This is a genomic window from Pedobacter sp. KLB.chiD (assembly GCF_047040275.1).
Classification (GTDB): domain Bacteria; phylum Bacteroidota; class Bacteroidia; order Sphingobacteriales; family Sphingobacteriaceae; genus Pedobacter.
On sequence record NZ_CP178207.1, the window covers coordinates 904,922 to 929,377 of the forward strand.

At 37.6% G+C, this 24,456-nt stretch carries 19 protein-coding genes and 1 tRNA gene; 15 read left to right on the top strand and 5 right to left on the bottom strand.

Features of this window, described 5'->3' with window-relative positions; translation table 11 throughout:
* The first annotated feature begins 566 nt into the window (after positions 1-566).
* The 4 genes from ACK1I8_RS03945 (at position 567) to ACK1I8_RS03960 (ending at position 5,770) form a co-directional block, all read left to right on the top strand.
* A complete protein-coding gene (locus ACK1I8_RS03945) occupies positions 567-3,158 on the top strand; it encodes a DNA translocase FtsK 4TM domain-containing protein (RefSeq protein WP_412468042.1) in 2,592 nt (863 codons plus the stop codon).
* Positions 3,159-3,219: 61 nt separating this feature from the next.
* Positions 3,220-3,870: a LolA family protein gene (locus ACK1I8_RS03950; RefSeq protein WP_412468043.1), complete on the top strand. Its 651-nt coding sequence runs from the start codon at positions 3,220-3,222 to the stop codon at positions 3,868-3,870.
* Positions 3,871-4,606: 736 nt separating this feature from the next.
* Positions 4,607-4,879 carry a hypothetical protein gene (locus ACK1I8_RS03955; protein ID WP_412468044.1) on the top strand — a complete coding sequence of 91 codons (273 nt, stop codon included), beginning with the start codon at positions 4,607-4,609 and terminating at the stop codon, positions 4,877-4,879.
* A 126-nt stretch (positions 4,880-5,005) separates the two neighbouring features.
* A complete protein-coding gene (locus ACK1I8_RS03960; RefSeq protein ID WP_412468045.1) occupies positions 5,006-5,770 on the top strand; it encodes an MBL fold metallo-hydrolase in 765 nt (254 codons plus the stop codon).
* A 29-nt stretch (positions 5,771-5,799) separates the two neighbouring features.
* On the opposite strand, the gene ACK1I8_RS03965 is transcribed toward ACK1I8_RS03960, so the two are convergent.
* Entirely contained in the window at positions 5,800-6,438 is a 639-nt protein-coding gene (locus ACK1I8_RS03965; RefSeq protein ID WP_412468046.1) for a DUF6266 family protein, read from the bottom strand.
* Between the two features lie 236 nt (positions 6,439-6,674).
* Here ACK1I8_RS03965 and ACK1I8_RS03970 point away from each other — a divergent pair.
* From ACK1I8_RS03970 to ACK1I8_RS03990, 5 genes are all read left to right on the top strand, one after another.
* Positions 6,675-6,758, top strand: a tRNA-Leu gene (locus tag ACK1I8_RS03970).
* Positions 6,759-7,274: 516 nt separating this feature from the next.
* Entirely contained in the window at positions 7,275-8,348 is a 1,074-nt protein-coding gene (locus tag ACK1I8_RS03975) for a protein kinase domain-containing protein (protein ID WP_412468047.1), read from the top strand.
* Positions 8,332-9,897, top strand: a complete 1,566-nt coding sequence (locus ACK1I8_RS03980; protein WP_412468048.1) for a tetratricopeptide repeat protein — start codon at positions 8,332-8,334, stop codon at positions 9,895-9,897. The genes ACK1I8_RS03975 and ACK1I8_RS03980 overlap by 17 nt, the downstream gene beginning before the upstream one ends.
* A 799-nt stretch (positions 9,898-10,696) precedes the next feature.
* Positions 10,697-12,433 carry a P-loop NTPase fold protein gene (locus ACK1I8_RS03985; protein ID WP_412468049.1) on the top strand — a complete coding sequence of 579 codons (1,737 nt, stop codon included), beginning with the start codon at positions 10,697-10,699 and terminating at the stop codon, positions 12,431-12,433.
* A gap of 1 nt (position 12,434) precedes the next feature.
* Positions 12,435-13,307 carry a hypothetical protein gene (locus ACK1I8_RS03990; RefSeq protein ID WP_412468050.1) on the top strand — a complete coding sequence of 291 codons (873 nt, stop codon included), beginning with the start codon at positions 12,435-12,437 and terminating at the stop codon, positions 13,305-13,307.
* A gap of 959 nt (positions 13,308-14,266) precedes the next feature.
* On the opposite strand, the gene ACK1I8_RS03995 is transcribed toward ACK1I8_RS03990, so the two are convergent.
* Positions 14,267-14,902, bottom strand: coding sequence for a hypothetical protein (locus ACK1I8_RS03995; RefSeq protein WP_412468051.1), 636 nt, complete (start codon positions 14,900-14,902; stop codon positions 14,267-14,269).
* A gap of 498 nt (positions 14,903-15,400) precedes the next feature.
* Between ACK1I8_RS03995 and ACK1I8_RS04000 the strand changes: the two genes are divergently transcribed.
* From ACK1I8_RS04000 to ACK1I8_RS04010, 3 genes are read left to right on the top strand one after another with little or no spacing between them, the layout of a single operon-like run.
* On the top strand, positions 15,401-16,237 hold the full coding sequence (locus tag ACK1I8_RS04000) for a PAS domain S-box protein (protein WP_412468052.1): 837 nt from the start codon (positions 15,401-15,403) through the stop codon (positions 16,235-16,237).
* Between the two features lie 24 nt (positions 16,238-16,261).
* A complete protein-coding gene (locus tag ACK1I8_RS04005; RefSeq protein WP_412468053.1) occupies positions 16,262-16,624 on the top strand; it encodes a two-component system response regulator in 363 nt (120 codons plus the stop codon).
* 17 nt (positions 16,625-16,641) lie between these two features.
* The gene (locus ACK1I8_RS04010) at positions 16,642-17,169 is read left to right on the top strand and encodes a DUF892 family protein (protein ID WP_412468054.1); all 528 of its coding nucleotides are present in this window, start codon (positions 16,642-16,644) and stop codon (positions 17,167-17,169) included.
* Positions 17,170-17,618: 449 nt separating this feature from the next.
* Here ACK1I8_RS04010 and ACK1I8_RS04015 read toward each other — a convergent pair whose 3' ends face one another.
* The 3 genes from ACK1I8_RS04015 to ACK1I8_RS04025 form a co-directional block, all read right to left on the bottom strand.
* Positions 17,619-18,485: a DUF5694 domain-containing protein gene (locus ACK1I8_RS04015; protein ID WP_412468055.1), complete on the bottom strand. Its 867-nt coding sequence runs from the start codon at positions 18,483-18,485 to the stop codon at positions 17,619-17,621.
* A gap of 206 nt (positions 18,486-18,691) precedes the next feature.
* Entirely contained in the window at positions 18,692-19,381 is a 690-nt protein-coding gene (locus tag ACK1I8_RS04020) for a LytR/AlgR family response regulator transcription factor (protein ID WP_412468056.1), read from the bottom strand.
* Positions 19,378-20,448: a sensor histidine kinase gene (locus tag ACK1I8_RS04025; protein WP_412468057.1), complete on the bottom strand. Its 1,071-nt coding sequence runs from the start codon at positions 20,446-20,448 to the stop codon at positions 19,378-19,380. The genes ACK1I8_RS04020 and ACK1I8_RS04025 overlap by 4 nt, the downstream gene beginning before the upstream one ends.
* A gap of 154 nt (positions 20,449-20,602) precedes the next feature.
* Between ACK1I8_RS04025 and ACK1I8_RS04030 the strand changes: the two genes are divergently transcribed.
* The 3 genes from ACK1I8_RS04030 (at position 20,603) to ACK1I8_RS04040 (ending at position 24,455) form a co-directional block, all read left to right on the top strand.
* Positions 20,603-22,294, top strand: coding sequence for a S41 family peptidase (locus tag ACK1I8_RS04030; RefSeq protein WP_412468058.1), 1,692 nt, complete (start codon positions 20,603-20,605; stop codon positions 22,292-22,294).
* A gap of 233 nt (positions 22,295-22,527) precedes the next feature.
* Positions 22,528-23,205 carry a response regulator transcription factor gene (locus tag ACK1I8_RS04035; RefSeq protein ID WP_412468059.1) on the top strand — a complete coding sequence of 226 codons (678 nt, stop codon included), beginning with the start codon at positions 22,528-22,530 and terminating at the stop codon, positions 23,203-23,205.
* A complete protein-coding gene (locus ACK1I8_RS04040; RefSeq protein WP_412468060.1) occupies positions 23,202-24,455 on the top strand; it encodes a sensor histidine kinase in 1,254 nt (417 codons plus the stop codon). The genes ACK1I8_RS04035 and ACK1I8_RS04040 overlap by 4 nt, the downstream gene beginning before the upstream one ends.
* Position 24,456: the final 1 nt, after the last annotated feature.

Here is a 24,456-nt window from a genome sequence, read left to right on the forward strand (position 1 = left end):
TATTCTATTTAATGGCATTCATGAGCACTTCGTGGTTCCTATCCGATAGCAATCGGATCGGGTTGGAATGACGATGCCCTTCAAGAGTATTTCCTGATAATATTTTCAATAAGTAACTCCTCCAGTTAGGATAGCGAGTCTAAAATAAAGATGCTAAACACCCGGCAGACCGGCAGGGCGGAATTTCAGTATGACGTATGGTTAAAAAAAAACAGGTTTTTAAAAAAAAAATCCCGTTTAACCTATCCAGGCAAAACGGGATAAAACCTAAAACAAAATCCGTTTCATTTGACAAAACGTTACAACTTGTGTGTTGTTAAAATAATAGACCAGAATTTCTGTTTAAGGTTTAATGCCTGATGAATAATTTTTGTTTAATTTAAGGCAGATTAAAGATGGTAAGTATCATTCCTCAGGTTAATATATTGTTGTTAATAAGAGGAGGCGTGGTAGAAAGTGTATAAAAACGGTGCTTGCAAAATGTGATTATTTTTTTTGTCAGGCTTTCGTTAATGCTGCGCAGTTTTATCTAAGTTTGTTAAATATTAAATTATTTAGGATAGAAAATGTCGGTAAGGGGTAACCAGTTTAAAGCCAATACATTCAGAGAAAAAGGTGCAGAACATGCACCAGGCAGATCATCAACAGGCAGGCAGCCGAAAGGAAAAATGGACTTTTTGCCAAGTTTCGACCTGGCAGATGGCCGTGCAGTTAAGATTGTAGGTCTGTTTTTCGTAATCTTGTCATTATATTTTTTAATTGCTTTCACTTCTTATTTGTTTACCTGGCAGGACGATCAGAGTTATGTAATCGATGCAAATGGTGGCTGGAGCAATCTTTTTAAAACAGCTGAAGAACTAAAAGATGCCGGCGTTACCACACCTGTTGTTCAGAACTGGTTGGGTAAGTTTGGTGCGCTATTATCACACCAGTTTATTTACGAATGGTTTGGCATTGCATCTTTCCTGTTTGTTCTGGCCTTTTTTATTATCGGTTATCGTTTATTATTCAAGGTTAAAATTCTTTCCATTTCTAAAACATTAGGCTATAGCTTTTTCTTTTTGCTTTTTATTTCGTTAACCTTAGGTTTTGCACATGGTTTTTGGTCAGAATCGCCACATTATTTAGAAGGCGAGTTTGGTTACTGGAGCAATAAATTGTTAAGTGCCCAGATTGGCGCCGCTGGTGTTGCCGGCCTGATTGCTTTTGCCGGATTAACCATTTTAATCATTGCCTACAATATCGATTTTAAGTTTCCCGAGCGTAAAGCGAAAGAAGTTTATCTCGATAATGAAACGCCGGATTATGTAAACGATATCAGGGAGCAGGTGGTAAAAAACAAAACCTACGAAGAACCGACCGCACCGATTGAATTTCCGGTGCGTGATAAACCGGTAAATAACGAACGTAAGCAACAAAACGTTGTATTACAGCCAGGCCGTTTTGAAGAAAAAGAGGAAGAAGAAACGGTGGCGCCTGTGGTGTTATCGCCATTGGCCACCAATTTGCCATTGGCTAGCGCTGCGGCTTCGTCATTGCCTTTAACGGTAGAGCCACCGGTTGAAGTGGAAAAAGAACCGGCTTTTACGATTGAAAAAACCGAAGAAGAAAAAAAATCAGAAGACCTGGTGGAGCAGTTTGGTAATTATGATGAAAAACTGGATTTATCGGGTTACAAATATCCTACAGTTGAGCTGTTAGAAAATTACGGAACGAATAAAATTTCGGTAAATGCCGAAGAACTGGAGGCCAATAAAAATAAAATTGTAGAAACGCTTAATCACTACAATATCGAAATTGATAAGATTAAGGCTACCATCGGTCCAACGGTTACCCTGTACGAAATTATCCCGGCCCCGGGTGTCAGGATTTCAAAAATTAAAAACCTGGAAGATGATATTGCACTTTCTTTGGCGGCCTTGGGGATCCGTATTATTGCGCCAATGCCGGGCAAAGGTACCATTGGTATCGAGGTGCCGAACCAGCATCCGGAAATGGTGCCGATGCGCAGTATTTTAAATACCGAAAAATGGGCGCAAAATACGATGGATTTACCCATTGCTTTAGGTAAAACCATTAGTAATGAGGTGTTTATTGCTGATTTGGCTAAAATGCCACACTTATTGGTGGCCGGGGCAACCGGTCAGGGTAAATCGGTAGGGATCAACTCCATTCTGGTTTCACTGTTGTTTAAAAAACACCCTGCACAACTTAAATTCGTACTGGTTGACCCGAAAAAAGTAGAATTAACCCTGTTCAACAGGATTGAAAGACACTTCCTGGCTAAGTTGCCTGGGGAGGCTGATGCCATTATCACCGACACGAAAAAAGTAGTGAATACGCTAAACTCGCTCTGTATCGAGATGGATCAGCGTTATGATTTGTTGAAAGATGCGCAGGTGAGGAATTTAAAAGAATACAATGATAAGTTTGTTAAACGCAAACTTAATCCGAATCTTGGTCACCGCTTTTTGCCTTTTATTGTTTTGGTGGTAGATGAGTTTGCCGATTTAATGATGACTGCAGGTAAAGAGGTGGAAGCCCCAATTGCCCGTTTGGCCCAACTGGCCCGTGCCATCGGAATCCACCTGGTGCTGGCAACCCAAAGGCCATCGGTAAATATTATTACCGGTACCATTAAAGCCAACTTCCCGGCCAGGCTGGCCTTCAGGGTATTGTCGAAAATCGATTCGCGGACGATTTTGGATAGTGGTGGTGCCGATCAGTTAATTGGTCGCGGAGATATGCTTTTATCTACAGGGAGCGACTTAATCAGGCTACAGTGTGCTTTCGTTGATACACCTGAGGTAGACCGTATTTCTGAATATATCGGCAACCAGCGCGGTTATGCAGATGCTTATCAGCTACCGGAATATATTGATGAAGCAGGTGAGGGAAGCAAAGCTGATTTTGATCCCAACGAGCGGGATAAGTTCTTTGAAGATGCAGCCAGGCTGATTGTAATGCACCAGCAGGGCTCAACCTCGTTGATCCAGCGCAAGCTGAAGTTGGGCTACAACCGCGCAGGCCGTATTATTGATCAATTGGAGGCTGCCGGAATTGTAGGGCCATTTGAAGGAAGTAAAGCACGTGAAGTTTTATATCCCGACGAATATTCTTTGGAACAATTCTTGAATAGTATGGATGACAAAGATTAGATTAAACCAATAGCAGAGAATCTACTCTAACGTTTCAAAGGAAAAATTTAAAAAAGAAAAGATGAAGAAATTAATTTCAGCATTTATGGTTGTAGTTGCTTTTACAACTTCAACTTATGCTCAAACTGATGCGAAAGCTAAAGCCATTTTAGCTGAAGTGAGTAAAAAATACAAATCGTACAATGTGGTGAAAACAGATTTTACCTTTACGCTCGATAATCCGAAAGCTAAAGTAAAAGAAACCCAGCAAGGTACTTTATACGTTAAAGCCAATTCTAACAAATACAAAGTAGCCATGACTAACCAGGAATTGTTTAGCGATGGCAAAAGCCAGTGGACTTACCTGAAAAAAGATAAAGAAGTGCAGGTAAGCAATGTAGATAATAGTGGTGATGCCATTAATCCGGCAAAAATTTTCACTGTTTACGAAAAAGGATTTAAGTACGTTTATACAGGAGAACAAAAAGTCGGTGCTAAAACTTATCAGATGATTGATTTAACGCCGGTAGATGCTAAAAAATCGATTTTTAAAGTACGTTTAAGTATTGATAAAGCCGCTAAACAAATTGCAAACGTGGTGTTGTTCGATAAAAACGGAAACAAATACACGTACAATGTGAAAACTTTTTCACCTAACGTTAATGTACCGGAAACTACTTTTGCGTTCGATGCCAAAAAATATCCTGGTGTTGAAGTGGTAGATTTAAGATAATAGCTATTACCGCCAAGGCGGGATGAAACCTGAAAGGTTCAGTTGGAAACAGCTGGACCTTTTTTGTTTTTAATAATATCCTATTCATTTTATCAACTAAGGTGTGCTAAAGTAACTTAGGTGGTGAAAAAGCTAGGATGGGTAAAATGCCTTAATCACCTAAGTTTTAATGTACATAGTCCTAAGGCGGTCGTCATGCTGAACTTGTTTCAGCATCTTTCCAGCTATTAACTGGCCTTGATTCCTTAAGAAGGCACAAATATTATTTTTTTGCTCCTATGCCGCAGGGCATCAAACTTTTGAGGCATCAAAAGTATGCAAAAATGCTTTGTCAATCCAACAATGAGCCCTTTTGCACATTCCCATGCACATCAAAAAAACAGCGGCACTTCATTTTGTGTTCAATTCTCTTCAAAGCTTTAATTCATTGCTTACGAACACAAAATCACTGCGTTTCAGGTTTGGTATTGCTATTTTTTCTTTTGTACAACTGTTTTTTTGATTTCCCGGCTCTTGGGATTGACGGCGTTCTTTTGTAAAACCTGTGGTTTATTAACGTAAGCTAGCAAAGCGCCTAACTCAGGTTTGATAAATAGGAGCGAACATGATTCTCGAAACCGATAGGATTGCTAACAGCACTTTGATTTTCTACATGTTTTAGAAATGAACGCACTGGTTGATAAAATTTTCTCCCGTATTTATGAATGCTGCGCAGATTTATCTAAGTTTGTTTTCAATGTCATTGCCGCTAACAAACCATACTTTAGAGAAATTGGAAGCCCTGCTTTTGGCCATGGGCTATAAAGTCCGTTATGAGAAAGGGAATTTTAAAACGGGTTCCTGTGTGCTGGAGCATAACAAAATCATCGTAGTCAATAAATTTTCTAATCTGGAAGGGAAAATTGCGGCACTGGTCACACTCGTAAAACAAACCAATGTGGAGGAAAACCTGCTGGAGGAGAAGCAACGCCAGTTTTATCTCTCCCTGCAACAAACCGAATTGTTTTAATAAGCTGGAGTTTAAGTTATGCCTGATTATTCCTAAAATCTTACTCAGGTTGGGTATCTAAAGCGATATTTAAATAAAAAGCTTTAAATTGCGGCTTAATAGACTGTTCACTTTTATCGTAGCAATTTGAAGATCACATTTTTAGGTACAGGTACCTCTCAAGGCGTTCCAGTAATCTCTTGTAAATGCGACGTTTGTCGTTCTACCGATAAACGCGATAACCGTTTAAGGACATCTATTTTAATCGAAACAGCTGATAAAACCATTGTAGTAGATAGTGGACCGGATTTCCGTTACCAGCTTTTGCGCGAAAAGGTGAAAGATCTGGATGCGGTGTTGTTCACCCACGAACATAAAGATCACATTGCAGGTTTAGATGATATCCGTCCTTTTAATTATTTATTACATAAGGTAATAGATGTATATGCTACCGAAAGGGTGCAAACGGCTTTAAAAAGGGAATTTTATTACATCTTTGCCGAAACCAAATACCACGGTTTACCGCAGATTAACCTCCATACGGTAACCAATGGCCAAGATTTTAAAATAGGCGAAAGCACCATTACACCTTTCGAGGTGATGCATCATTTACTGCCCATTACGGGTTACCGGATCGGTGATTTTACCTACATCACGGATGCCAAAACCATATCAGAACAGAGTTTTGAAAAAATAAAAGGATCAAAGATATTAGTGCTTAACGCTTTGCAGAAAGAACCACATATTTCTCATTTTACCTTGGGCGAAGCCATTGCCTTTGCAGAAAGGGTTGGAGCAGAAATGACTTATTTAACGCATATCAGTCATAATTTAGGTTTACATGCCGAGGTAGAAAAAGATTTACCATCGAACATCAGGTTGGCTTATGATGGTCTGTCTTTTGAATGTTAAATCATAAAGCTAGCGGTCAATTGTTTTTATCAAAAAACGAAACTGCCGCAATAGCTACTCATTGATATGTCCATTCTATCATCTGAAATAAAAGCCATCCAGGTGTGAAATGTCCTGCCTTTATATAAGGACGGAATTTCCAGGCTTTCTCTTTCTTTAAATCGCCTGGCGCCGCTGGTTTCAAAGATGGCCGTTTTATTCTGCACATCATAGGCCATCAGCATCACCTGATCATATTTCCTGATATGATTGCCGTTAGAATTATCCGTCCAGCTGAAGTGTACACCTGCATAGTCATGTTCCAGCTGAACACCCTCCGCGGCAGTGAGCTTTCCAAAGCTTAAACGCACAGCGGCATAGTCAATTTCGCCGGCGGCATTTTGTGCATTTAACATGTTATAAGATTTTGCGACGTTATGGGCGGTCATCATTCGTTTTTTCGACTCCAGGTTAAAACCTATTCTCACAAAAGCAACAATAGGACTTAAGAAGCTCTGCATGATGGTAAAACGCGATCTGCAGGCCTTTTGATCAGCACTACCAGTTTTGTTTTTGATAGATTTTCTGCGTTTGCTCCTGATCACCCATTTCCCGTTCAGGTAATAACCCGTCACGGCACCCACCGAGCCGGTGAAGCCACCGTTAATTCCGTTTTCGATTTTTCCCATGATTGCATTAGTTTATATAACAAAATATAGTAAATTACTGATTAATAAGCAAATACAATGGATTTACTTCTAATTTTCATCGGCTTTTTTTCTGGTGCAATTGTCATAAGTCTGACGAAACTCCGGCGTAAGTGCGTCGAAAGTTCGCTATAAACCTTATCGTTAGTTTCGGTTAAAAATATTTTATGAATTTTTTGTTCGCGCAAACGGTTAATTTATATATTTGCAACAATCAAACCCAGGTGGCGGAATCGGTAGACGCACCAGCTTGAGGGGCTGGCGCCTGTATGGGTGTGGGAGTTCGAATCTCCTCTTGGGTACTTTAAAAGCTTCGGTAAAACCGAAGCTTTTTTGTTTTCTTATGGTTTCAATTTATACCCTTTTTGCGGATCGATATTAACATCTAGCCACGGAAGTTACCTAAACGCTAGACTTGCGCTAGAAGAAGTTGTCTAATTAAAATAGTTAGATATAGGATTTCTCCATGCTTTTAAAAGTAAGCAAATGGTGGAAAGATTGATTGTTTTCTCCAAATCCTCAGTAATAGGCTCAATAAGTGATGAAAAGTATTTTAATGTTCAAGTTATTGAAGTTGCTCAGCACAAAGAGTTGAAGACCACAGGTAGCATTCCAATGTGCTTTACTATTCCATGGATTTAATACGGATAAATTGTGGTTAAATGAATCCTGTCATTATGGTTAACCGTAAAACAATATGCATTTTTCTTATAAATTTGCCGATTAGATGTTTATTTCGCATTATTTTACAAGGGGTTTTGAAGATTCTATTAAATTGATTTAATCTTTGTATATATTTAACATATAACTAAATTATTATGGCTCTTAACATAAATGACAGTGCTGCGCACGCGCTTGAGGGATTAACCTTAAAAGATACTTGGAAAGTTGTCAAGAGATTAGACCCAAAACCTGGTGCAACAGGTGGTTTTTTTAGTGTTTGCTATATCGTTACTAATGGTCATTCTGAAGCGTTTCTAAAGGCTATAAACTTTAAAGCATTTTTTCAAATGTTTAAAGATAAGCCTGTTATGGATATTCTTTCAGAGCAAACTAACGCATTTAAGTTCGAACGTGATCTTTTGGTAAGGTGTAAAGAAAAAAAATTATCAAAAGTTTCCACAATACTTGATGAGGGAGAAGCTATTCTTGAAGATTTTACAATTCCAAATGTTCCATTTTTAGTTTTTGAAATGGCAGATGGTGATATGAGATCTAGAATTAATTTTAACAATAAAATTGAACTTGCTTGGAAATTACGTTCATTACATAATATCTCAGTTGGGTTGAAACAATTACATAGTGTAGAAATTGGGCATCAGGATTTAAAGCCATCTAATGTCTTGCTTTATCAAGAAGCCAGTATTTCAAAGATTGGTGACTTAGGACGTTCATTATGCGCAGATATTGAAGCACCGCACGAAGGTGACGGTGGATTTACTGGCGATTTCACATATGCTCCACCAGAATTTTTATATAGGTATATTCAGCCAAATTGGAATCAAAGAATAAGGGCTACCGATTTGTATTTATTCGGGAGCTTAATAACTTTCTATTTTACAGGAACCAACATGACGGCACTAATAGGAAAGAATATGGATCAACAATTCAGGTGGGATAGGTGGGGAGGAGCATTCGATGACGTTAAGGATTACTTAGTTGATGCATTTTCTAAAAGTGTAAACGAGTTCAAAGCCAGTATTCCTCATGAAAAAATAGCTGAAGAATTAGGGATGCTACTAGAGATGTGTTGCTTCCCGTATCCTGAGAAACGTGGGCATCCTAAAACATTAAAACAATCTGGGAATCAGTATGATTTTGAAAGAATTACTTCAAAGTTAGATGTATTGGCAACTAAAGCAGAATATTTAAATTATGGCATTGATTTCTGAAGATCAAGAAAGAACGCTCATTCCTAATTGGAGAGATTACACAAGGACATTAAAGATGCAGGAACTGGCAAATAAGAGTAAGCCACTAGTTCATGATATTGATATATCCAGATCTTTAAATGATTGGAGAAATGATCAAAATATCGGTATTGCAGCTGATCTTATAAATAGTTCTTTTATATCTGGTAAAACGGATTTCGTAGAACTTAATCAGGCTATAGAATTTATAATAAATAATAATGAAAGTCAGTCACTAATAGGTCTGGCGCATGCAATAAACGGAATCCATCAATCACCAAACATAGTGGGAGATGAATTGCTAGGAAACAATATTGATTTAAACCCTCAAAACCTTCATCAACTCAGTTTTCCGGATGATCAGCAACTTTTCAGACTAATAAAGAAAACAAAATCCAAAGCTTTTCAACAACTTTATAATCCAATACCTTGGGTTGAATTGGCTCGATTATATTCTGTTTTTGGTCAAGTCGATAAAGCTGAAAAATCTATGCTAGTCGCTGTTCATTTGGCTCCTAATAATAGGTTTGTTTTGCGTTCCGCAACACGCTTTTGGGCACATTTAGAGGATTATGAGAGGGCATTATATTATCTAAGGAAAAGTGAAATAACTGTGAAAGATCCATGGTTGGTATCTGCTCATATAGCAACGTCTTCACTGATGAATAGATATTCACCTTTGATTAAATCTGGCGTGAAATTATTGGAGTCTAAAAATTTTTCCAATTATGATCTCACAGAACTATCGAGTTCTCTAGGAACATTAGAATATAATAGTGGTTCTTTCAAGAAATCAAAGGATTTGTTTATTCTTTCAATGCAGTCGCCAAATGATAATTCGCTGGCTCAATTAGAGTGGCTGGCGAAGCGAGATAAACAAATAGACTTTAATCCATTTGCTTTCACAAATGTTCAGAACCCATTTGAAGCTTTTGCTAGGGAAGATAAAGCTAATAATAATTGGAAAAATGCTTTCGTTAATACGGTAAAATGGTTTTTTGATTTACCTTACTCTACAGGGCCAGTACTAATGGGATCTTTCATCGCTAGTTCTTTCTTAAGCGACCAATCTTTGGCTATCACTTTGTGCGAAGCTGGACTAAAAGCAAACCCCGGTGATTATTCGATTTTAAATAATATGATTTATGCACATGCTAGAAACAATACAATAGATGAATGTCGTAACTATATAGAGGCCTTTCAGAGAATTAAAATTGAAGATCTGACAGACGAATGGAAAATTACTTATATAGCGACAAATGGACTTATCGCATTTAAATATGGAAATGTATCATTAGGGAAAAAATTATATTTAAAAGCTTATGAGGAAGCAGTAAAGCAAAATAACGTTTTCTTACAAGTTCTTGCTTTAATCAATTTTCTCCGAGAACTTATAAATATAAGAGCCCAAGAAAGACATGAAATATTCCATCTACTTACTAATTCAAATAAACAAATAGCAAATAACGAACTAATTGTTTTAATGGATGAGGTATCCCAATTGTATTTTCAAACTAAAGATATTGTTTAGAAAGTCTTCCTTTAATAGATTTATTTATTGCAGTTTAGATCCCGATATATTTAAATACCCGTTCCGGTTAAAGTATACTGGAAAGTACATATAGGAATTCATCTAGAAGTCGACAAAGTTATTTTGAAATATAAAAATAGTATATCACTAACGTATCTGAACACTCTTAATTTTAATAAAAATGACGAGTATCTTCAAAGGTTTTATAGAGTTAGTTACTCAAAATTAAATATAAATGGTTAAATTAATTGGTTCGATTTCCCTTCTGGCTTTTATTTTTGGGGATTTGAGCTAGATAATGATTGCGTTCATCAAATGGCGATCAAGCTACCATCTAATCTTAGTGTCTCGCTAAGACCAAATGTAACTCAGATAATAAGGCTTTGGTGGTTTAAAAGTTGCGACTATCTGTAGCCTTGAGCCTTAGGTTGAGCGTAAGGAAACTGCGTATTTACTAGAAAACCAAGTTGAGTTTAGAAACTCAAAACTATACTATAATCCGTAGAGACGCTTTGCTTAACTCTACGGACAGATTGGGTTGATCCCGAGAAGATACCATTTTACAGGTAAGCCCTCGGAAGCTCCCGTAATTTTAATTCAACTTTTATTAATTATGTAATTAGTATTATATATTTGCGCATCGGTAGTTAATTTCTCTCAGGTCATCATGTTCTCATCTTTAAAAAATCTTTACAATTCTTCTGTAGCTTTCGCTGGACAGTTCTGGATAAACTTACGATCCAAGATAGCCAATTGGTGGTCGGATTTTAAAAATAAGTGCTCAGCTGAAATTCAAGATATGCAGACACAATATTTTTGGCAGCCTAAAGTTTTTCTCTGGATTTTACTTTCTTTAATTGGCTATCATCTCGTTGTTCCTTTTATCTGGCCTTTATTTAAAGAGAAAGTTGTTCATTCCATTTTAGAAAAATGGTGTTTTCAACCTTTCGACGTTCCGCTATTAATAGCATTCTTGATTGTGGTAACGGTGATATTCATAGAAATTTACCGTAAGCTTCTCTTAACAGGTTACAAGTCAAAACTATACCATGTTTTTTTGCTCATGTTGATAATACTTTTGTATTGGTTCAAAAGAGGGAATTATGTACAATACCCACTTTATTCAGCTAAAGTATTTAGGCCAACTATTGGTATTATCGATCCTGCAATGATCTTGGTTACGATACTAGGTTTAGTTTTATTTTATAATGTATTCGGTAATTCAATTTATAAAAACAGAACAAGCTTATTTGAGCAAGATCTTCCCATTCAGAGGTTAACGGATGACGGCTTTTTTCGTGAGCAATACTTTAGTCACTTACAAACCGAGCTTAAAAAAATCAGTTTTAATTCTGATAAGGCTTTTTCTTTTGGAATAAATAGTAGTTGGGGCCACGGAAAAACTTCATTGTTGAAAATTCTCAAGGAGATTTATAAAGAAGAATGGGGAATGACTGTGTATATGGAATACAATCCCTGGATGTCATCGAATAAACTAGGTCTCACGCTTGATTTTTTTACTCAATTAGAGGATACCCTGTCAAAACATATCGAAACAGATAATTTGATTATCAAGTATGGTCGTGCATTGTCAAAGATAGATAAGGATAAGAATCCTTTGAAGGCTATCTCGAATTTTTTTGAAAGTGAGACCTCTTTAAAAGAAAGGCATGATTCAGTTTCGGAATTAATCAAACAAACAAATAAGCGTTTTGTAGTGATTATTGATGATATGGATAGGCTTGACAATCAAGAAGTGTTCGAGGTTCTCCGATTGATTCGAAATACTGCTAACTTTTCACGGGTGATTTTTGTTGCTGCTTACGATAAGGATTATCTTTTAAATTCCCTTTCAAAAAATGGAATCTATGCACCAGAAAAATACCTGGAAAAAATATTCGATATGGAAATCATGTTGCCTTATATTGAAGCGACTAAATTAGCTGTTATGCTAGATCGGTTATTCAAAGATGGTCTTGATAAATTTGGCTTACCTCAATCTGATTTTATTTCGATCTCAACCCAATTTAATAACCTTATTTATGGCAGTGTTAACCGTAATGATGCCAAAATAAATGCTATTCAGGAAACGATTTGGAGGATATTAAAAAATAAAAGAGACGTGATTCGGTTTATTAATGGTTTCTTACTGATGTACAGATCAAATCATCAATATGTTTACTTGCCAGACCTTTTTATATTGGAATTAGTGAAACTGTCTGATCACAAGGTTTATAACCAACTGCCATTTGGAAAATATTATCTTACAGTTAATACTTCTACAACCGAACCATACTGGGATTTGTATTCTTTATCAGCCTCCAGTCTACCACAAGCCTCCAAGTTTATGGTTGATGTCAGAAGTGGCCAGCCATTGCACATTACGTTACTCATCGATGCTCTTTTTGAAGAGACAATACTTAATGACTTTAACTTTGCAATGACTTTAAGAAAAATTACTAATTTTCCTCATTATTTTATTTACGCTGTTAGACCTCCCGCAATTGGTTTAAATGCATCTTTAGGAATTCCTTAACATGGCAGAGACGAGAGAAGATATAATTAGACGTGTTATCCGGGCCGGACAAGATGAAGGTCTACTTCGTGACATCGAAATCATGCCGAGGTCCGGAGACATATTGAAGTTTACTGCACTTATTGAAGTACTCGTACTATTGATAGAGTTTTCGGACTACAGGGACACTGCTGCCAAAATTTTGATTGATAAAATTATTAGAAATAACACTTTCAATGAAAATATAAATATTTTGGAGCGGAGCAATGCTTTCATTAGCGTGTTTAAATCCAAGGTGCCTCCTCCCTGCTTGAACACAAGTGTTTTTATTAGGAATATACTACTGGTGATCGCCCGATCTAAAAATGATATTGAGGCCAGGATGTTTGAGGATTTCCTTCCATATCAGAGATTTTTAGAGATTAATGAGGAATTTTTGTATAATTATTTGTCTGTAAATATTTTATCCACTGATGGGATGAGATTGTTTTATTCCTGTGTAGACGATATTGTTGATAATAACGTCCTATTAAGTTTAAATGCTAGGAAGGCTATAAAAAATAAGCTTACAGAGAAGGAGTCGTTGATTTTTTATTTAAGAAATTTCATTCGTCCATATTGGTCCTCTAGTAATCAAATTTCTGAAGAAGACTTTTGGTATGTACCTGAACCCTTTTTTGAACAAATTTTTGGGAATCGGAATGCTTTTTTAATGTTTTTAGCAGATCAAAGGCTAGAAAACGATGAACTTAAATTAGCGACAGAGATAAAATATATTGTTTCTGCTTTAAATGACTATAAACCACCTTACTTTGACATAAGATATTATAGGGTAAATACCTCTTTTCATGAAAATCTTCGTGAAATCGATCGTGTTAAGTTTCGAAATCATTGAAATAAAATTATGTAAGCTTAGAGCTTTCTAATATTTACTGTGATTTTGTTCAGACTTAAATGTTGATAGATTATATAATAAATATAGTTTTTTTGGTTAATCTCTTATTTGTATACTCTTAATTAAGAGTAATATTTGTTTTTTTATTAGTTTTGACACAAAGCTGGAACCCACTAATGACAGTAGCAAAAGAACTTACCCATTGAATTAAGCAGATTGGTAACGTTTTGCATACGAAAAAGATTTGCATAGATCACACTATGGTAAATATGGGGGTATGATTCTAAGACTTTAGAATCAGCTCATTAATTACTGTGTTCCAAAAATGGATGTCAGTCACAAAGAATTTTTTGAAACTAATTTCTATTAAGCTAAATATGCCCCTCATTGGGCGGATCTCTTAGCTTACACTCGAAGGTTTGGGGACACTTGGTCATTTGCTCTTAATCTCGAGACAACTTAAAATAGCTATGCCCGCTATTCCGGACGCACGTTCAGCATTGTATATTTTTGCGATATAAACATCTACTAAGTACAATGCTCGGTTTAAGATTAAGTCGCTTGACTTGACTGAAAAAGGTATTTAATACATGTAAAGAAAGCTGAGCCTCATGCCCCTTTAATTTATTTTGAATGAAATTAAACTTTAATATACCTATCTGATTTCCGATTTCATTATAAAAGTATGTTCGACATTGCGCCAATTTTCCCCAACTTTCCGTAATCTTCAGATTGAGGGAAGGGAGACTACGGATTAATTAATAGCAGAGCATTTTACTTTACTAATACAGATCTTTATGATAAGGCAAGGTGCTAGTGGATGAATTTGCGCTAAAAAAATTATTCTTAGCCATGCCAATGACTTTTAATTTTATAACTTTTTGCTTATCAAACTAGCAACATCTTTATTATTTAAGCCCTCACATCCGTAAGGGCCTAAATTTAGATTACCTCCTTCATCATTCAAAACTTCCTTTCCCAACCACAAAACTATAAATCACCACATACTCCATCCCATCCTTTTCAAAATTCCCGATCGGAATATCCCCTTTTTCAAAGTAAGCCGATTGACTCTCGATTGGAACACCGCAAAGGATGGTATCAGGTTCTAGTTGATGATAAACCACATCATTTCTACGGTTTGCAATAGCCATCAATGCTGATAAACTTTTACTCGATCCTTTTTGGTTACACCTTGGATGGTGTGGATGCTGCTCTGCGGTTACCCAGGCGCCGGGTACCATTGGTTTATAAAATTTGCCGAGTGGGATATCGAACCGGCGGGGCAAAAAACAAGAAGCTATGGTGCCGTTGGGGTTGATGGTTCCGGTCTCGATAAAGAAATGGCTAATCCGGATCCAATGCCGGGTAAGCTGGTATACATATTCCCGAACGGCATTTTGCCCATCCTCTAAAAATTCTGCCCAACCGCTGTAACGTGGCAACGTCATGGTGATTTCTGAAACCTGGCCATCAATGTGATGTAAGGTGGCCTTTACCGCGCAAATGGCAGGCAATACATTCATGTGGCTGGTTACAGCTGCAACCTGAACAGGGAGCTGGGTGTTTGGGTTTTTACAATTGTTGTTTCGCATAACATTGTTAAAAAGATCCTGGGTGCTGCGAAACAACAATAAACTCTTTTCAGAGAAAATTCAGATACGGTGCCAAACCGCTCACCCAGGAATATTGTTAAAAATTGATTTGCTTATTTATTCGGTTCTCTGTCTAAGTTGAAAATTCTGTTTATTATCATTTCGCATTGGCAATTTAGAAATAAAATCTAAACTCACCAAGAAATTAATGCAAAAATGATCATCAGCATTTTAGGCTGATCTTTATGCAGTTCGGGTGGGGCATGGATTGCCCATATTGCAACAAATCACTGTAGAAATGTAGCTTAAATACCACAATTAACCCTTATTGTTACGATAATTTAGGTTAAATGCTGGTTATAAAACTGCCATATTAAACCAAAAACTGACAAAATTTTATATCTCATGGATTTGTGAAACAATAGCTATAACTATGTGTTGCAAATGCATAAGGTATGAACGGGGAACATGCCTGTTTATCATGGAGAAACATGTAAAATGAAAGATAAATACGTTAATAACCAGGCTGACCTCGAATATTATTTTGAACAATACCCAAATCTGCTGTGCATTGTGGGTGAAGACGGATTTCTGAAGAAAATTAATCCTGCGGTTCAAAATTTATTGGGTTACTCGGATGAAGAGCTGTTTAATTCACCTATCGATGATTTTATCCATCCCGATGATCGGGAAGTGGCTTCTCATGTGAGAACTGCGCAGGTAAATAGCGAACATTTCGCCGAGTATGATAACCGCTTGCTGACCAAAGATGGTAAAACGGTATGGCTTTCCTGGTCATCTGTTTTTATAGAGCGCGATCAGGTTTTTTTTTCCATTGCAAAAGATATCACCGGCAAGAAAAAAGAAGAAGAACAAAGTCATATTATTTCCATTCTCAACCGTTTGGGAGAAGAGCAAAAGGCCAGGTTTTCGCAGGAAATTGCCCTTATCAATCCGGAAATACATAGTGAAGTGCCTGACTTCAGGTGGTTGGGACTTAACGAGACCTTAGCCGTTGCCGACCAGAAGTGGATGGAAAAATTTGAAATGCTTGTGCGTAAACATGCAGGTACGGCAAACCTGAATTTAAAGTTTTTAAGTGCGGAAATGGCCATGAGCGAACGCCAGGTTTACCGCTATATCGATAGGATTGTTTCGATGACGCCGAAAAAACTCATTACCATGGTACAAATGCACATGGTGTGGGAGATGATCTCGAAAGGAAAAGAACACAGCCCGGCTGCTTTAGGTAGAATGGCAGGTTTTTCCTCCACCAGCCGGTTTAAAAAAATGTTCTATAACATTTATGGAATTGATGTTACAGCGCTGCTGTAAATTAAAATATTTTAATCTGGGTATATGGATAAAAAAGTACTGGTTATTGATGATGATAAGGAACTTTTATGGCTTTTTGAGACGATTCTGAACCAGGAGCAGATTCAGACAATTACTTATCAATCCGGAATTCCCTTAGCAGAAATTATTGCGGCAGCACCCGATCTGGTATTGCTTGATGTAAACATTATCGGTTATGCAAAAAGCGGGGTTGATATCTGTACAGAAATCAAGGCTAATAAGCACCTTTTCAATACACCGGTTTTGTTGGTATCGGCAGAATCTGATTTAAATGCACTGGCCCGGCGCTGTGGTGCAGATGATTTTATTGCAAAACCTTTTAATATCGATTATCTGATGGATAAAGTAAAGAAACTGCTAACTTAGGGCAATTTTAAAATCCTATGTCCGAACAAACCAATCCGCCAAATGCCTGGGAAAGGATCAACCTTGGTTCTGAAAGGTTAAAGCTGTTTTTCATCAAGCATCTCGACCGTATTTATACCGCTAAAATACATTTAACCCATAAGTTACCGCTGCTGGCCGAAGAGGCCCGTTTCAGAGATCTTCGCAAAGCCATTTTTGATACCGTTGGAAATGTGGAGAAGCAGATTGCCCGCTTGCAGCTGATTTATACCCTGCTGGATTGTGATCCTTCGAAAGGTAGTATTCATGGCCTCTCCGGCTTAATTGATGATGCCTTTGAAGCCATTGAAGAACAAAAAGGAGAAGCAGAACTTCAGGACCTTTCGATTATCTTCTATCTCCAGAACATCGAAAGTGTAGAAATGGCTTCTTTTCAGATTTTACAGATGGCGGCAATCAGGCTCCATAATCCCCATATCAATAAACTACTGAAAGAAAACTTTGAAGAAGCAAAGTCAGACCGGACATTACTATTGTTGATTTCTTCGAAATACATTGTGAGTTAAGCCGAGGTTTAGGCTGGATATACGTTGCATTGGCTAGATGAATACAGTATTGTGGAGAGGATAACAAGCATTTTAGCAATAACTTTACCCGAAAGTAGACGAATGGAATTGAAGGATACATTTTTTTAAAATTTTCGAAAACCAAATGCTTCGGATTTCGTTTCTTCGGCATGGAAACTTTTAAGAGGCTACTTTCAATTATTTTACATGTATTTTTTATTTGTCTGGTCGTCAGCGCCATTCTTGGCATGACCTTAGCAAAGCTGGCTTAATTTTTCAGCTGATTTTCACAAACCATTACGTTTGTTATTTTTTATGGAGAGTTTAGATTCATTTGGGAAGTTGCCCGCCATATTTTTTGCCATTATGTTGTTGCTTGGCTTCAGTATCGGTACAGCCTTTTGTTTGCCTGTATAAACCCTGGCTTTTCAGAAGTTAATTCATTAGCCTTATTTCAGGCTGTCGAATTCGACGAACTCATATTCCGGCGAACTCTCCAGTAATTGTCGGAGGATAGCGCCATGACCGTTCCCGAATATGATCAGAATCCGGTCTTTCGGACTTTCGGTGATCTCCTGAAGGTTTCTAAAAATCCGCAGGTTCCGGCTGTACCAGTTTATGGCAAGGGCATCAGCACCTCTTTTATGATCCAGCTTGAAATCGCCAACCAGGTAGGCACCATGCCCGAGCTGGTGATAGCGCTTCGAGTTTGTATATTTAAAGTAGGCTAACAGGGATGTTTTAGCGCGTAAACTGTCTTCAGCTTTATACCAACGCTCATACATTTTGGAGTAAGGGTCTTCACTTTTATAATCGTAATCTTTAAACAAAGCTTTAAAATACTCCGGATCGATTTTGCTCAATGCAGAAACCATTGAATGATCATCAATCGAATAAATGGTATCGAGCTTCAGTTCAGTTGCAATCCGCATACCAAGCTGATAGCGTTCATCACGTTCCGTGTTGTAGGCTCCTTTTTTGTATGCTTTTAATTTCTGTGTCGCTTTCCATTCAGGCAAAGCCTCAATGGCAATTTTTGTAGGTCTGAATTTTTTGATATAGTTTACCAGTTCAGTAAGTTCTTTTTGCCTGGATGGTGAAAGGACATCCACTTTATCATCGTTTGCGGTTATATGTGCATCTAATCCGGGATAATGGAAATGAAAAGACCCCACAAATAACACTTTTGTGCTTTCCTGAGGGAAATATGATTTTGTTGAAGATAAAGTTTTATTTTTCTGTGCAAAAACGGTTGGAATACAAATCAGCGATAGAATGGCCAGGGCTGCCAACTGGCCGAAAATTGTTCTTTTCATATTATTGTAATGGATTTGTATATAAGACAGGTATAAGTTGTGAATGTTGCACACATAAACATGCTTAAGGGGAACTTAGGGAAATTGATGATTACTATCCGGTTTTATGCGGAATCTTCGTTTTACCTTTCTGAAAAGGGCTAAGGTGTTTCTGCTATTGATAGGGGAGATAGAGATTAATTTCTCACCTCAATAGTTAATGTAAATCAATTGATTCTTTTTAAAAAAGTTTCGCGGTAGGTGAGCCCGATGGTAAGTGCTACGCCATTTACCACGACCACGTTACCTTCAATGTATTGAATCCGATCAATATTGATGATGGTTGACCGGTGTATTCTGGCGAATTTGGAGGGTGGTAACAGGGATTCTATTTTTGCCATCGTCAGGTAAGTAACATAGGTCTTTTCCATGAGGTGTACTTTTAAATAATCGCCCATGCCCTCAATGTAAAGGACAACCGAAAAATCCACTTTTACTAAACGGCGGTCTACCTTTAAAAAAATGCTGGCGGTTTCTTTAGGGAATTCTTCAATAGGTTTTATACCAGTTGGTTTTATAATTTTATCTACCGCTTTCAGGAAACGATCAAATGTAACCGGTTTTACCAGGTAATCGGTCGCATCTATCTCGAAAGCATCGACGGCAAATGTGGTATGTGCCGAAATAAATATGATTTTAGGATGTCTCTTCAATGATTTTACAAAGTTGATTCCATTGATTCCCGGCATTTCGATATCAAGGAACATTACATCTATCAGCTGATTGTGTAGAGTTGTAAAAGCATCAGCAGCAGATTCATAACTGCCTGCAAGATGTAATTCAGGCAGCTCGTTGATATAGGAAGCAATCAGTTGCCTGGCCAAAGGTTCGTCGTCAACTATTATACAGTTTATCATGCCAAATTTATCGCTAAAGTTACCGTAAAGCTATTATCCTCTTCAAAAATGGTCAGTTCGTGCCGGTTAGGGTAAAGCAGGTTTAGCCGTTTTCTTACATTCTCCATTCCTATGCCTCCTGATTCATTAACCGTATTAATTAAAGGAGGCAGCACATTTGAGGTTTGGAAGATGAGTTCCTGCTCATCAACAGACAATACGATTTTAATCCATTTATCTGGTATATTTTGATGCAGTACATGTTTAAATGTATTTTCAATTAGCGGCATGAACAGCAGTGGCTCGATCATCACGTGCGAAAAATTCCCCTGGGTGGAAAATTCAATCAAATCTGATGGGGTGTGCCTAAAACTTTCTAACTGAATATAACTGTTGATGAAATCTACCTCTTTTTCTAAAGTAACTTTGTCCTGGTTGCTTTCATAAAGTACATACCTCATAATGGAGGAAAGGTTTTTAATCATCGTTGGCGTTTCAGGCGATTTTTGAACACTTAACGCATACATATTGTTAAGCGTATTGAAGAAAAAATGAGGCTGGATCTGTAATTTTAACTGGTTAAGTTCTAATTTGAGTTTTTCTGTTTCTACATGGATTAAATTTTCCTGGTTTTTGAAGAGCAGTTTAACTACATAAAGTGAGGTTGCCGCCAATAGTACCAGACAGGTGTAACCCAATGATTGGTTGAAGTAGCCTCTGGTAAAGTCTTCCGGATGTGCTGATATCAGATTGCTCCTGTATTTTTCAGGGATGAAAGGAAGATGGATAAGGATGATACAGCTTAGCCTGGAGTTCAGTTCATATAGCAGCAGATATACAGGAAATAGTGTGGAGGCCAGAATATATTTTCCTTTACCGATAGTGTAGGGAAGATAGGCTCTATAAAAGAGAACGATAACGGGCAATTCTAAGATATTGAGCAATACCAGGCTTAAGGTAAATGATAGGTGATTGAAAATTTGAAGACCAACCGCAAAAGGACTGACGATGCCAATAAATACAAGATAGATTATTTCCGCAAGCAGGCCTTTTTGCTTATAGGTTAGTGTTGAGAATGAAAATCGCATGGCTGAATGTAAGCAGATTAATCATTAGGAACTCAGGTTTTTAGATGAAACCTACTTTTTTCTCGGTGAAATTACCTGATTAAAGTTCATCGGGAAAAAAGCTGAGCTCAACTAACTTATTTTTCCCGTCAAATATGGTCTGCCATCTTTGGGCATGAAAAAATATTATATCCTATTGATATTGGCAACTTTTGCCATAAAATCAACGCTTGCTCAAAATAGATATAAAACGGCTCAACTGGCTGCATTGGCGAAAACCTGGGGACACCTCAAATATTATCATCCGGAGATTGCCGTTGGTAGGCACAACTGGGATAGTGTTCTGATCAGCGCTATTCAAAATATTTTGGTTTCGAAAAAAAGTGGTCAGGTAAAGGCGGAGCTAGGCCAGTTGTTTAAGATCGCCGGACAAAATACTGCTCCTGAACGCATCGCCCAAAACATGCTTCCTATATCGCTTAAAAATTATGATCATTCCTGGATCAGGCAGAGTAGAATCCTGTCTCCCCAACAAAAGCAGTTATTGATTTTTAATACAAAACATCCTTATGGAGGGCCAAATTTTTATGCCCGGGCCAATCCGGATAATGATAGTACGGTATTTACACCAAACGAAAAACCGTATAAGGAAATGTTATATCCGGATGCGAACTATCGTTTGCTTTCGTTGTTCAGGTTTTGGAATGTAATTAATTATTACTACCCTTACAAATATGCCATTGGAAAGTCATGGGGTTCTGTGTTAGAAGAGATGATCCCCGTAATGATAAATGCCACCGATACACTTTCTTATCACAAAGCACTGGCAAAAATGTCAGCCTCCATCAACTATTCACACGGAGGTTTATGGCCTTCCGTTTTTACATCATTTACCGGAAAATATTCTCCGCCATTTAATTTTACGCTGATAGATGGAAAGGCGGTAGTTACCAAAATCGTAGATAGCTTATTATGTAAAGGTTCAGGTATCCGGGTTGGCAGTGTAATTTCTTCCATTGATCAGACATCTGTTAAAAGCAGGATCAAAGCGAATTTAGATTTTGTACCAGCATCAAACTATGGGGGCAAACTTAAAACGATGTTATCCTTTATTTTGAACAGCCATGTTCCACAAGCCCTGTATGCGTTTCAAAATCCAGATGGAATAAAGGTGGTGGCAACCATTAAACAGGTGGAAAGAAACTTTCTTAAGGAGTATACGGATTTTATGAAAATGACAAGTTTGGTAACTGCTAAAGTGATGGAAGGAAATATTGGCTACATTTACTTTAGTAATATTAATGGAAAAAATTTAGACAGCGCAATGAATGCTTTACGCAATACGAGGTCGATTATTTTTGATATGCGCAATTATCCGACAAACGGGTATGGTACTTATTACTTACCCGATTATTTTTTAAGTCAACCGCAAATCTATGCCCGAAATACCTATCCGGATTTTACTTTTCCGGGTATATTTAAATATAAAGTTGCCAACGATGATACTGATGTATCAAGGGTGGGGAAAAATAATCCAAAACCTTATCAGGGTAAAATTATTTTATTGGTAGACTACAGAACCCAGAGTGCTGCTGAATGGGCTTGTATGACATTGATGACCGCACCTGATGTAACCGTTATCGGAAACCAAACGGCTGGAGCAGATGGAAATGTTACCCGCACCATACTGCCCGGAAATTATAAGATCAACTTCTCTGGATTGGGGATTTATTTTCCAAATGGAGCAGAGACACAAAGAAAGGGGATCCCGATCGATATTGAGGTGCATGATACGCTGAAAGATGTTATACATGACGATGATCCCGTGCTTAAACGCGCAATAGAATTTGTAAAGCAGCAGAAATGACAATTGGCAACTTTTTAGAACTAAATACGGACCATCTATGCATACAGACTTTTTAAAATCGCCCCATTTTTGTTTAGGCTATTGAAAGTAATGCTACGTTATCAAGCTTAACTATGTTCAGTACTTGATATATTTTGTTTTAAGATGCGTAATGCACAAGATTATTTAAGTCAACTGTTTTTTTATGCAAAACTTCAACATGTCTTCAGTATCTTATACCATATTTGCTTATCATGAAGATTCTAATTATTGAAGACGAGCCGGTTTTGCAACAAAGTATTGCGCAATACCTGATGTCGGAAGGCAATCAATGCAGTATGGCTTCAACTTATGCACAGGCACTTGAACGCTTGGGAGCATACGATTATGATTGCATCCTGCTTGATCTGGGGCTTCCCGACGCGGAGGGACTTCAATTATTAAACTATTTAAAAAGACTGAACAGAACAGAAGGGGTAATCATCATCTCAGCAAGAAATTCGATTGATCAAAAAATAGAAGGATTGCGTTTAGGTGCAGATGATTACCTGACCAAGCCTTTTCATCTTTCCGAACTCAATGCCCGGATACTTGCTGTTGTGCGGCGTAAAAGTGCAAACGGAGAACGCCATATCGAGTTCAAAGAAATCCGCATTGATTTAGATGCGAAAGAGGTTCTGGTGAAAGGTAAGTTGGTTTACCTGACCAAAAAAGAGTTTGATCTCCTGCTTTATTTTGTTGCCAATAAAGGAAAAGTAATTTCTAAATCTGCAGCGGTAGAGCATATCTGGGGCGATGATTCGGATATGGCCGATAGTTTTGATTTCATTTATACCCATATCAAAAACATCAGAAAAAAATTAACTGATGCCGGTAGTGGCGATTATTTTCAATCCGTATATGGAGTTGGATATAAATTTATGGAAATATGAAGTTGTTTACCAGGTATAATATCATATTGATGATTATTAGTCTTTTAGGGCTGCTGCTGATCGGTTCTCTTTTTTATCGGTTGCTGGGCTATTATCTCGATCAGCAGATCGATCATGATCTGGTAGAAGAGATTATGGAAGTAAAAGAATATGCTTCAGAAGGAAATTTTTACCAGCCGCATGAATTTGAAGACCTGATTGTTCAATACAAAAAAATAAAAAAAGCCAATCCTTCCAGCAGCTATGCCGATACCATTTTTTATAACCCGGTAAAGCACCGTACCGAAACGGCAAGATACCTGAAAACAGAACTTGAACTTTTAGGGCAACCCTATCAGATTCTGGTGATCGCCTCAAAAGCTGAGCGCCAGGAACAGATACAGAACATCTGCCTGATTATTCTCATCCCGGTTATGCTGCTTTTTGCCTTGGTGCTGCTGGTGAACCGGATTTTGCTTAAGAAAATCTGGACGCCTTTCGAACAGCTGCTAAAAAATATTACGGCATTTAATATTAATCATGAAGTGCCCTACCAACCGGTAGAAATGCCTGTTTCCGAATTCAGGCAACTGAATAAAGTGTTGGTGGAGCTTTCTGGTAAAGTAAAATCCGACTATAACGAGATCAGGCTGTTTACTGAAAATGCATCACATGAGATGATGACGCCCCTTGCGGTGATCAATTCAAAACTTGATAATATGCTCCAGTCAAATGTTTTGGGGAAAGAGGACGGAGAAACGCTTGTTGAATTGTACAAGGCAACCTCTCGTTTAACAAAGCTTAATCAATCTTTGCTGCTTTTGGTAAAAATTGACAATAATTTGCTGCAGGATAAAGAAAAAATAAACCTGAAGTTGCTTATTGAAGAGAAATATCTTTATTTTCAGGAACTTATCAATGCCCGGAATATACATGTTGAATTTGTGTTGACCGATGTAAGCATTTATGCGAACCATCAGCTTCTGGAGATATTAATCAACAATTTATTTAGTAATGTGATCCGGCATAATTATGATGGCGGAAAGATTGAAATCCGTTTGGATTCGGAGAAAATGATATTTGCCAATACCGGCCATCATCCGGCGCTGGATGCGGAAAAAATATTTGATCGTTTTTATAAAGACAATGCTTCTGAAGGTACGGGCTTAGGGCTTGCCATACTAAAGCAGATCTGTAACCGCCAGCATTACCTGTTAAATTATACTTATCATCACGACTTGCACACTTTCATTATAACATTTAAACATTAGT